The 11,295-nt window shown below is 36.1% G+C and carries 10 protein-coding genes and 1 pseudogene; 2 read left to right on the plus strand and 9 right to left on the minus strand.

Going from position 1 to position 11,295, the window contains the following annotated elements:
- Nucleotides 1-67: 67 nt before the first annotated feature.
- A pseudogene (locus GOQ16_RS09155) lies at nucleotides 68-1,551 on the plus strand (amino acid permease).
- 47 nt (nucleotides 1,552-1,598) lie between these two features.
- On the opposite strand, the gene GOQ16_RS09160 reads toward GOQ16_RS09155, so the two are convergent.
- The 9 genes from GOQ16_RS09160 to GOQ16_RS09200 form a co-directional block, all read right to left on the minus strand.
- A complete protein-coding gene (locus GOQ16_RS09160; RefSeq protein ID WP_240140991.1) occupies nucleotides 1,599-2,021 on the minus strand; it encodes a hypothetical protein in 423 nt (140 codons plus the stop codon).
- On the minus strand, nucleotides 2,021-2,998 hold the full coding sequence (locus tag GOQ16_RS09165) for a hypothetical protein (RefSeq protein ID WP_160069006.1): 978 nt from the start codon (nucleotides 2,996-2,998) through the stop codon (nucleotides 2,021-2,023). The genes GOQ16_RS09160 and GOQ16_RS09165 overlap by 1 nt, the downstream gene beginning before the upstream one ends.
- A 34-nt stretch (nucleotides 2,999-3,032) precedes the next feature.
- Nucleotides 3,033-3,578 (minus strand): RNA polymerase sigma factor, encoded by a 546-nt coding sequence (locus GOQ16_RS09170; RefSeq protein ID WP_160069007.1) that lies wholly within the window; start codon nucleotides 3,576-3,578, stop codon nucleotides 3,033-3,035.
- Between the two features lie 3 nt (nucleotides 3,579-3,581).
- Nucleotides 3,582-4,538: a transketolase family protein gene (locus tag GOQ16_RS09175; RefSeq protein ID WP_160069008.1), complete on the minus strand. Its 957-nt coding sequence runs from the start codon at nucleotides 4,536-4,538 to the stop codon at nucleotides 3,582-3,584.
- Nucleotides 4,539-4,619: 81 nt separating this feature from the next.
- Nucleotides 4,620-5,468, minus strand: coding sequence for a transketolase (locus GOQ16_RS09180; protein ID WP_160069009.1), 849 nt, complete (start codon nucleotides 5,466-5,468; stop codon nucleotides 4,620-4,622).
- 190 nt (nucleotides 5,469-5,658) lie between these two features.
- On the minus strand, nucleotides 5,659-6,549 hold the full coding sequence (locus tag GOQ16_RS09185; RefSeq protein WP_160069010.1) for a hypothetical protein: 891 nt from the start codon (nucleotides 6,547-6,549) through the stop codon (nucleotides 5,659-5,661).
- A gap of 135 nt (nucleotides 6,550-6,684) precedes the next feature.
- On the minus strand, nucleotides 6,685-7,101 hold the full coding sequence (locus GOQ16_RS09190) for a hypothetical protein (protein ID WP_149915585.1): 417 nt from the start codon (nucleotides 7,099-7,101) through the stop codon (nucleotides 6,685-6,687).
- A 53-nt stretch (nucleotides 7,102-7,154) separates the two neighbouring features.
- Entirely contained in the window at nucleotides 7,155-8,810 is a 1,656-nt protein-coding gene (locus GOQ16_RS09195) for a M28 family metallopeptidase (RefSeq protein ID WP_160069011.1), read from the minus strand.
- Nucleotides 8,811-8,869: 59 nt separating this feature from the next.
- Nucleotides 8,870-9,484, minus strand: a complete 615-nt coding sequence (locus GOQ16_RS09200) for a SprT family zinc-dependent metalloprotease (RefSeq protein ID WP_160069012.1) — start codon at nucleotides 9,482-9,484, stop codon at nucleotides 8,870-8,872.
- A gap of 119 nt (nucleotides 9,485-9,603) precedes the next feature.
- Here GOQ16_RS09200 and recN point away from each other — a divergent pair, with 119 nt between their 5' ends.
- Nucleotides 9,604-11,262: a DNA repair protein RecN gene (gene recN, locus GOQ16_RS09205; RefSeq protein WP_160069013.1), complete on the plus strand. Its 1,659-nt coding sequence runs from the start codon at nucleotides 9,604-9,606 to the stop codon at nucleotides 11,260-11,262.
- Nucleotides 11,263-11,295 lie beyond the last annotated feature (33 nt).

Here is an 11,295-nt window from a genome sequence, read left to right on the forward strand (position 1 = left end):
TTTTTTCTTTTTAGTTTTATTTATTAAATATTGTGTTTAGATTGGATTAATTATTCAAATCTAAATTATGTGGTATAAAAAATCAATACCCAAACTAGTTGCCGAGGCGTCACAAAGTGGGGAAGGTACATTAAAAAGAACATTAACAGTTCTGGTCTGATAGCTTTGGGAGTAGGATCGATTATCGGAGCAGGACTTTTTTCTTTAACAGGTATTGCGGCAGTTGAAAATGCAGGTCCTGCCGTCATGTTATCCTTTATAATTGCAGCGGTAGGATGTACATTCGCTGGTTTATGTTATGCTTAATTTGCTTCTATGATTCCAGTTGCTGGTTCTGCCTATACTTATTCCTATGCAACGATGGGTGAGTTTATGGCATGGATAATTGGGTGGGATTTGGTATTGGAGTATGCATTAGCGAATGCTACAGTCGCTGCGAGTTGGTCGCAATATTTCAATCAATTACTCATTGTTTTTGGCATGTCATTACCTCCTGAGTTATTGGCGGGACCGTAGGAGGGCGGAGTGGTAAATCTACCAGCAATCGTAATAGTTTGTTTGCTGTCTTTGTTATTGATGCGTGGCACACAGGAATCTTCTTTTGTGAATAATATTTTGGTTGTATTAAAAGTAGCTGTAGTTATCCTATTTATAACATTAGGTTGGCAGTTTATTAATCCTGCGAATCACACACCATTTATCCCTGTAAATGAGGGAGAAGAATTACTAAAACAAGGTAAAGTCGGTTTTTTTGAGTTTTTCTCAAGTGATAGTTTTGGTGAATTTGGTATTTCAGGTGTACTTCGTGCCGCTGGAGTTTTATTTTTTGCATTTGTAGGATTTGACGCTGTGAGTACAGCAGTTCAAGAAGCTATTAATCCAAAAAAGGGAATGCCTATAGGAATAATTGGACCCTTACTTATTTGTATTATTCTTTATGTACTATTCTCCTATGTAATGACTGGTTTGGCTAATTATACGGAATTTAAGGGGGATGCTAAGCCCGTAGCAACAGCTTTTGGTAGGACAGGCTATGATTTTCTGAATACAGCTATGGTTGTAACTATTATCGCAGGATACACCTCCGTAATTTTGGTTATGCTATTAGGACAAAGCCGTGTTTTTTATTCGATGAGTAAAGATGGTCTTTTACCTAAAATATTTTCAGACTTATCCAAAAGACAAACGCCGTGGAAAACAAATTTAATTTTTATGGTTTTCGTCAGCATATTTGCAGGATTTGTTCCCGTATCAGATCTTGGACATATGGTAAGTATTGGGACATTATTAGCATTCACATTGGTGTGTATAGGTATACTTGTTTTGCGTAAAAGTAATCCAACTGCAAATCGTCCGTTTAAAACACCTTTCGTGCCTTTAGTACCAATATTAGGTATAATTGTATGTGTACTTATGATGCTTTCGTTGCCACTGGTTAGTTGGGAGAGATTAGGGATTTGGATGTTAATTGGGGTTGTAGTCTATTTCATATATGGTAAGAAGCATTCTGTCTTGCGAAAAGAGATTGAATCAGGAGAGCAAGCGCAATAGATATAATTAAAAGCAAAACTAACCTGCAAATTTTGCAGGCTAGTTCTTTATTCTTTTTTTCTATTTTGAATCTTACTTCGTAGTAAGTTGAAAAAATCTTCTTCGACTTGAAAAAATTGTGAAGCTCGAGTTTGTCCTATGAATTTTGCAAAGTCAGCACGATAGGCTTTTTTGAGTTCAACTTCTTTCACATCATATGCAATGACATCACGTTTTTCGGGATTTAAAGAATTCGCACCTTCTGGCGTACGTTGAGCACCTCTTTTAGCACGTTTTAATTCCCACATTTCTTTATTGTATTGATTGTATATCGGAAAAAATCGTTCAGCCTCTGCAGGTGTTAATTTCAATTCTTTTGTAATATATGCTATCTTTTCGCTTTCAATTGCCTCAAAATTGCGTTGCGCAAAAGAGAAGTGTGTTATAAAAAGCAAACAAATAGTAGTAAGTATATATTTAAAATGTAACATTATAGCACGTAATTTAAATAATCTTCAATTTCATCGTCATCAATATTTGAATCTAATTGTGTTTTCTCGTCATCGTTATAATCATCAGACGCAAACTCTGCCAATTGGATTAAATCTTCTCCTTCAGAAACTTGAGCTAAATAACCGAGAATTTCTTCGTCACTTATATTCTCCAAATTCACATCTGAAGATGCCACCTGCTGTTGCAATTGTGGATTTGAATTGCTGTTTTGCAAACCAAAATAAGCTCCACTACCAACAATTATAGCCACCGCTGCTGCTGCGTATTTTTTCCAAATCGGACGTTTTGGCAATGTAATTACCTTAACTTTTTCTGGTATATCACCTACGGTTTTAGCAAGGATGTTATCAGATAACTGATCAAAATATCCAGTTGGAACAGCAAAATGTTCTTTACCTAAATCTTTTGACCATTTTTCAATCAATATACGGTCTTCAATTTCTGCGGTCGCTTGAGTAAAATATTCCGTAGGAACCGTAAAACCTGTATCATTCCCAATTGTATCGCGAAGATTCTGCTCTGCGATTTTAGCGAAAATACCTTCTTCTGCTTTCGCGAAATAATCTTCAGGAATTTGATATTCTAAAGTTGGGCTGAAAGATTTTAAATTTTCTTCTGCTAAACGCACTTCGATAGTTTGACCGAATTGTTCGAAATATTGATCTGGCACAATAAAACCTTCTTCACTTACTTGATCCTTCAAATCTTGTTCGGCAATTTTTGCGAAAATATTATTTTCTAATGTATCAAAATAGCCTTCAGGAACTTTCGCTTCTGTAGCATTTGATTCATCATTTTCGTTAAAATCACGCAGACTTTCAAGCATAATTTGATGTAAGATTTGGTTTTCTTGCTCCGCAAAGAAATTAGTAGGAATGGCAAAAGGATTTACACGCAATGAATCTGGTAGATTTTTGCCTCCTAATTCTTCGTTATATGTGTTATTTTCCTTCATGAGTCCTATATAGATGTCTTTAATATCCGAAGGTTTAATCTTGGCTATTAAAAAAATGTTCTATTTTTTTGACGGCTAGGTGGTATGATGCTTTTAATGCACCAACACTAGTCCCTAAAATACTAGAAATTTCATCATATTTCAAATCTTCGAAATATTTCATGTTGAAAACCAAGCGTTGCTTTTCTGGTAATGTAAGTAAAGCTTGTTGCAATTTCATCTGCGCTTTATCGCCGTTGAAATAGCTGCCACCTGCTAATGTTTCGGATAAATACGATGAATTGTCGTCATCCAATGAAACATTGTTTTTTTGCTTTTTCTTATTTAGAAAAGTGATGCATTCATTCGTTGCAATTCTGTACAACCACGTATACAATTGAGAATCTTCTCTGAACTTATCTAAATTACGCCATACCTTTACAAAGATATCTTGGGTCACGTCATCCGCATCGTCATGATCGATGACCATGCGTCTGACATGCCAATATATTTTTTGCTGATATTTCTTCAACAATTGTTTGAAAGCCGCTTCACGCGAACTTTCATCGGCAAACATGGATATTATTTGCGCGTCTTCCATTTATTATTTTTTTCTGCTAATAACTTTTTGAGCTGCAACAACAATGTTAGCGGCATTCAAACCGTATTTTTCCATCAATTGTGCTGGTGTTCCTGACTCGCCGAAGCTATCATCTACAGCTACATATTCTTGTGGAGTTGGTAAATGTTGAGCCAAAACTTGTGCTACGCTATCACCCAAACCACCTAGACGGTTGTGCTCTTCTGCTGTTACGACACAGCCCGTTTTCTTAACTGAGGCTAAGATTGCTTCTGCGTCCAAAGGTTTGATTGTATGAATGTTGATAATCTCCGCATCGATGCCTAATTTTTCCAATTCTTCACCCGCTTGGATAGCTTCCCATACCAAGTGACCCGTAGCGATGATTGTTACATCTTTACCTTCATTTAGCATCACAGCTTTACCAATTTCGAAAGTTTGATCTGCAGGTGTAAAGTTAGGGACAACTGGTCGGCCGAAACGTAGGTAAACAGGTCCTTCGTATTCTGCTACCGCAATAGTCGCCGCCTTAGTTTGATTGAAGTCACAAGGGTTGATAACAACCATTCCTGGCAACATTTTCATTAAACCAATATCTTCTAAAGTTTGGTGCGTCGCGCCATCTTCACCCAAAGTAAGACCTGCATGTGAAGCAGCAATCTTAACATTTTTATTCGAATAAGCAATAGATTGACGGATTTGATCATAAACACGTGCTGTAGAAAATTCAGCGAAAGTACCTGTAAAAGGAACTTTTCCGCCGATTGTTAATCCAGCCGCAATACCCATCATATTTGCTTCTGCGATACCAATTTGGAAAAAACGCTCTGGAAATTCTTTAATAAAAGCATCCATTTTCAACGAGCCTACCAAGTCAGCACACAATGCTACTACATTTTCATTCTTTTTTCCGGCTTCCAGTAAACCAACACCGAAACCCGAACGTGTATCTTTAGATTCTGTAAAAGTATATTTTTTCATGTTTGTCGTAGTATTTAGATGTTAGTAGTTAGTATTTAGAAAATAATCTAATATCTAACATCTCATATCTAAAATCTATTATTAATAATCGCCTAATGTTTCTGGTAATTGATTCAAAGCACTAGCCAATTGCTCATCATTTGGAGCTACGCCATGCCATTTGTGTGTACCCATCATGAAATCAACTCCTGAACCCATTGCTGTATGCAATAAGATAACAACAGGTTTACCTTTTCCACTACGTGATTTTGCTTCTTCGATACCAGCTACTACTGCAGACATATCGTTACCTTTTTCTACATCTAAAACATCCCAACCGAAAGCTTCCCATTTTGCTCTCAAGTTACCTAAAGACAAAACTTGATCTGTAGAACCATCAATCTGAGCACCATTATAATCCACAGCAGCGATAATGTTGTCCATTTTGTTGTGAGGAGCATACATCGCAGCTTCCCAAACTTGACCTTCTTGCAATTCACCATCACCCATCAATACATAAACAAGACTATTATCTTTGTTTAATTTTTTAGCTTGAGCTGCCCCAATAGCAACCGAAAGACCTTGTCCTAATGACCCTGAGGCAATACGGATACCAGGTAAGCCTTCATGCGTAGTAGGGTGACCTTGTAGACGTGTATTGATCTTACGGAAAGTAGCCAACTCACTTACTGGGAAATATCCAGCGCGAGCTAATGTACTGTAAAATACAGGTGAGATGTGTCCATTTGACAAAAAGAATAAATCTTCACCAGCACCATCCATATTAAATGATGGGTCGTGTTTCATAGCATGAAAATATAACGCTACGAAATAGTCTGTACAGCCTAATGATCCCCCTGGGTGGCCTGATTGACATCCGTGTACCATACGTACGATGTCACGTCTTACTTGTGTTGCAGTCTGTTCAAGTTTATTGATATCTACACTCATTTTGATTGTTTTATACAAATTTATGCGTGTAAAGTTAATGAATTAAAATGTTTTAATAACTTACAATTTGAGGATAATGCGATTTTGCGAAGCTTTTTTATAGAATTAGTAAATACCAATCGAATGATTTGATTTGGATTTAAGATTTATGTATAAATTCTAATCACAAATCACCTTTCAGTTTTATGTACTAAAACAGATATTCGTAAATAAAGTGTCTCAAAATTTCTTCTTCGCTTTTATAATGCTGAAGAAATTTCCTCCATGTCGATGGCGAAAATTGAAATCTATTGCCTAACGAATCTTCATAAGTCCATCTTTTTGTTTTATTCTCAAATAATTTTGCGAATTCATTTCCATCGCGATAGATATATTCCGCATTGCTAATTCTTCGAATTCGAATATCCTCATCTAAGGATGTATCTTCTACAACATTGAAATCTGGCATAAGGTAATACGCATCGTTTGACTCTCGCTTAAAACCTCTATTGTCGGAAACAATCACTTTGTTAAAAATGTCTACTTCAAAATCGACCTTATAATTTTTTTCCGAAGACAGTCTATCGATAAGATTTGTGAAAAATTTATACTGGTCTTTACTATTGCGAAAAGGGTTATTTTGAATTTTTGCTAGATATTTTTCATCGTAAGACAATTGATTCCCCTGATTATCCGAAAAAATACGCGCATTAAATATGTCTTTTTTGAATTTCGCTTCGTAATTATTATTAACATTTGTTTTGAATATCCAAGTGTCAAATATGTCAATTTCAAATTCTTCTGTTCTATTGGTTACATTTCGAAAGTAAGTAATGTGATCTTCAAAAAATATTTCTTGATCTTTAGAATTTGAAAGTACTGTAGGATTTGTTCTAGACAAAAATTTATTATTAAAAGTGATTTTGTTGTTTTTATTATCCGTAAATATTAAGTCATTGAAAACGTTTTTCTCCAATTTGGATTTGTAGTTTTCTCGCGCAGACTCGTGCGTCAAATTATTAAAAAAATCACGTCCAAACTGTTGGGCAAACGAACTGAAAATAAATACTTGAAAGCAAAGAAATAGGATTACACTTTTCATAATGGATAATTTGTAAGTATGACTACTGCGTAGCCCGAAAGTTTATTGCTAAATAATATAATCTTTTGGGAAGTTATACTATTTCATATGTAAAATAAAAAGGCTCATTTTGAGAAAAATGAGCCTTCAATATTTTTAGTTTAAAATCGACCAAGTCGACCAAGGAATTCTGGTAAGAATCAAGATCAATGCAATCGTGTAAGTGATAAACACTGTTTTGTTTGCTGCATAATCTAATGTTGCTTTCTTCGCTTTGATATAACCAACCGTGATTAATACAATTGCAATAATCATTATCAACGGGTGCTCCAAGAAATATAATCTTGATAAGCTGTTGCTCATATTCTCTCCAGAGAAACTTTTGATGCCAAGTGGAGACACGAAGTAAATAATCAAACCAATAAGTAATTGCAAGTGTGCAGAGATAAACCCGATTAAAGCAATTTTACGGTTATATGGATTTGCTTTGAAATAGTTTACCGCTGTAATGACAATTGAAATAACTAAAGCCAATAAAAGAATGACAGCTAAAGTCGAGTGTAAATGTTTCATGCCTGTTAACATATGTTTAAAGTTTTAATTTTTTTCTATTTCCTACAAAAGTACTATTTTGAAAGTCGTTTTTCGCCTAATTCTCTAAATTCAGATTTAGCCTTGAATTGTGGGAATGTTTTTTCTTGACTCATTACATATCCGATATCAAAGAAAAGACGAATATCAGCCAAAATTCCACCGAAATCCCAATTTTCATCCAATTCATCTTGCGGTTTGTGGTATCTATTAGCTAATGCTTCTTTACGCTTTTCGTTTGCTACAGAATCTGTCGAAATTAATTCTGAACCTGAACCCATAAACAATCCTGGTACACCTTTCTTCACAAAATTGAAGTGATCAGAGCGGTAAAAGCCTCCAGAAGTCGGATTTTTCTCACCAACTACTGTTCTTCCGAATTTAGCAGCCGAACGCTCTACGTAATCTTCAATCTCTGTTTGTCCAATACCCACTATCGATACATCTTTTGTCGCACCTAATGGATTAAACGCATCCATATTTAAGTTAGCTACTGTTTTGTTTAACGGATAAATCGGATTGTTCGCGTAATAAGATGAACCCAATAAGCCTTCTTCTTCAGCGGTCAACGCAATAAATACAATAGTACGTTCGGGTTGATGTTTAGCAGCTTTGAAAGCTTTTCCTATTTCAAATAAAGCCGCTACACCAGCTGCATTGTCAATGGCACCATTGTAAATCGAATCACCATTTACTGGTTCACCGATACCCAAATGATCCCAATGTGCCGTGTAAATAATTGTTTCGTCAGCACGTTTCGTGCCTGATATTTTCGCGATTACATTGTTTGACTTGGAATGTCTAAAAACATTTTTTAATTCTACTTTCGTGCTGATATTCATCGGTACTGCCTTGAAGCCAGGCTTTTTAGCAGCTTCCATTAAGTCTGCGTTAAGACCAGCGAGTTTAAATAATTTTTCGGCAGTAGGTGTAGAAACCCAGCCTTCAAATTCGGGTAACTCGTCAGGATTGTTGGTTGTTAATTCCAATTGCGGTCCCGACCATCCTGAACGAACAACATCCCAACCATAACTTGCTGCGCCAGTTTCATGAATTAATAAAATTCCGGTTGCGCCTTGACGACCTGCTTCTTCAAATTTATAACGCCATCTCCCATAGTAGGTCATCGTATCGGCTTTGAAAAGGTTTTTATCGTATCGCCCTGGGTCGCTAACCATTACTACGACAGTTTTGCCTTTTACATCCAATCCTTCGTAATCGTTCCAATTATATTCTGGTGCGAAAATACCGAATCCTGCAAAAACAAGTTCAGTATCTTCCACTAAAGTATTTTCCTTGAGTTTGCGCGTGCCAATAACAAAATCATCCAATGATTTTACAGAAATAGAACCGTTTTTGCCTTTGAAAGTTAAATTAGGCTCGACAGGTTTTGATGTGATTTCAACCATTGGTACTTCTTGAAAGTATGAATCGCCATTCCCTGGCTCAAGTCCTATTGCCTTAAATTGTTCTTCAATATAATTGACAGTTAATGTATCACCTTTGGTAAAAGGCTTTCGACCTAAGAAATCATCAGAAGCGAGTTGAGCTACGTGGGCTTTGTAGGATTCTTCTGTAATAGCTTCAAGTGCTGTGCTGTCTAATGCTGTAGCATCAAAGTTCGAAGCTTGTTCAGTACAGGAAAATAGCCCTATACTCAATGCACAGGAAAATAGAAAAGTTTTATTCATAATTCTTATGTGTTGAATCAATAAAAATACGATTTAAAAAGAAAGATAGACTTTTGTATCTAATCTTTGACAGGAATGACCTCGGCAATTGGGTGAAATAGATAGATTTTTTGTGTGGAAATCTCCAAACACTTGTATCTTTTACGAAGTTTTTCTAGTTTTTGAAAAGTTCTTCCATTTTTCATTTGAAAGATTGACTGTTCGGGTAATTCTTCAACATGAATTAGTTCAGACACCTTCTTATCATACTGTTTTAGTACACGATAGAGATTCAAATCCGTGCAAGAAGATGCCGCAGGATTGTTCATGTAATTATTAATTGCGATGACAACATCAGCAGGAAAAATGTTCAATTTCAAAAAGGGTTGAATAAGCGATTTAAAATTGTTTTTCCATTCCTCTCCGTGGGGTTTTACACGGTTTTTATATTCTTGATACGTTTTCAAATGCGCAAATTCATGTACTGTTGTCATCAGAAAAGCATAGGGATTGAGGTCGTAATTGACCGTGATTTGATGAGAACTTCCACGAAATGGAGCACGGTAATCGCCTAATTTTGATGCACGACTTTTGGTTACCTTAAATCGACAAGCAGAATCGTTAATCCACTGCGAAATAATAGGTGCAGCTTCTGCAGGAATGTACTTACTCAATTGTTTGCTGAAATCTGGCATATCACTACAAACATATTATTTAAATACTAAAAAGTGAATTTTTTATGGTTCTCAAACCTAAATCTTATCCCTATATTTGACATTGAAATTTCGTTACACATTACATCAATTTATAGAATATGCTATCACGATTACTCATAAAAAACTACGCTTTGATTGATAATTTGGATATCGCTTTTGATAAGGGATTGAATATTATCACCGGGGAAACAGGAGCTGGTAAATCTATTCTGATGGGTGCTTTGGGCTTGGTTTTGGGAAATAGAGCGGAGGGCAAACAGTTTTTTGATGATTCCAAGAAATGTGTTATTGAGGGTTATTTTTCTATTTCATCGTATGATCTGAAAGGATTTTTTGAAGAATATGATTTAGAATACGAAGACGAAACGATTATTCGTCGTGAAATATCGGTAGATGGCAAATCACGTGCTTTTGTTAATGATTCACCAGTAAACTTAGCAACATTGAAGGCTTTGGGTGAACGATTGATTGATATTCACTCGCAACATGCGACTTTGCAAATCAATACAGAAGAATTTCAACTGTTTGTGCTTGATTCTATTGCAGGGAATGAAATTTTACTTGAAGAGTTTCGACAAGAACTTCAACAATTGCGTCAGCTCGATAAAAAGTTAAAAACGCTTAAAGAAGAATCTCGCACGGCCAATGCTGAATTGGATTATAACCAATTTCTATTTGATGAATTGGAAAAATTAAATGTGCGTGAAGGCGAACTCAAGGAATTAGAAGAGGAGCAAAGCCAATTAGAGAATGCAGAGGAAATCAAGCGCGCGTTGTTGGCTTCTACGCATTTGTTGGCGGACGGCGAACAAAATGCATTGACCTTATTAAAGGAAAGTATACAACAAATTCAACAGGCTTCTCGGTATTTTACAGATGCCGAAGAGTTGGCAAATCGATTGAACAGTGCCTATATAGAAATCAAGGACGTGTCATCAGAAATTGCACATCAGGAAGCTTCTGTCAATTTGGATGAAAAGCGTTTGGATGAAGTGAATTCACGTTTGAGTGATATCTACAGTTTATTAAAAAAACATCGCTTTGAATCGGAAACGGAACTTATTCAATTAAGAAATGAATTGGAAGAAAAACTCCAGGTTGCCTTAAATCACGATGATATCTTAGCGAAACTAGAGGGGGATAAGAAAAATCAGGAGGCAAAAGTTTCACAATTGGGTGCAAACCTTCACAAAAAGCGTCATGAAATAAAGGCTAAAGTAGAAGAGTCAGTTCAAAAGACTTTGGCTCATGTAGGGATGGTAAATGCTAAACTCGAAGTCTCCTTAAACTTGCTATCGTTAGATAAAGCTTCCAATAGAGGTATGGACAGCGTTCAATTTCTTTTCTCCGCAAATAAAGGACAAGCTTTACAACCAATTCATAAAGTTGCTTCCGGAGGTGAATTATCACGTGTGATGCTTGCTATTAAATCATTGGTCGCTCAGAATTCAGCTTTGCCTACGATTATTTTTGATGAGATTGATACAGGAATTTCAGGGGAGGTAGCACTGCGAGTGGGAGAGGTGATGCATGATTTAGCGAATAATATGCAGGTATTGGCGATTACACATTTGCCGCAGATTGCTTCAAAGGGAACCTCGCATTTCAAAGTTTACAAAGAGGACAAAAATGATAAAACGCGTTCGAATATTGTACTGATGAATGCGGATGAACGTATTGTAGAGGTTGCACAAATGCTTAGCGGAGCGAATCCAGGAGAAGCGGCATTAGCTCACGCGAAGAATTTATTGAGTTAATAGCATTTTACTATCAACTAAAGACGCCTGCGA

It is taken from the genome of Sphingobacterium bovisgrunnientis (assembly GCF_009829085.1).
Taxonomy (GTDB): Bacteria; Bacteroidota; Bacteroidia; order Sphingobacteriales; family Sphingobacteriaceae; genus Sphingobacterium; species Sphingobacterium bovisgrunnientis.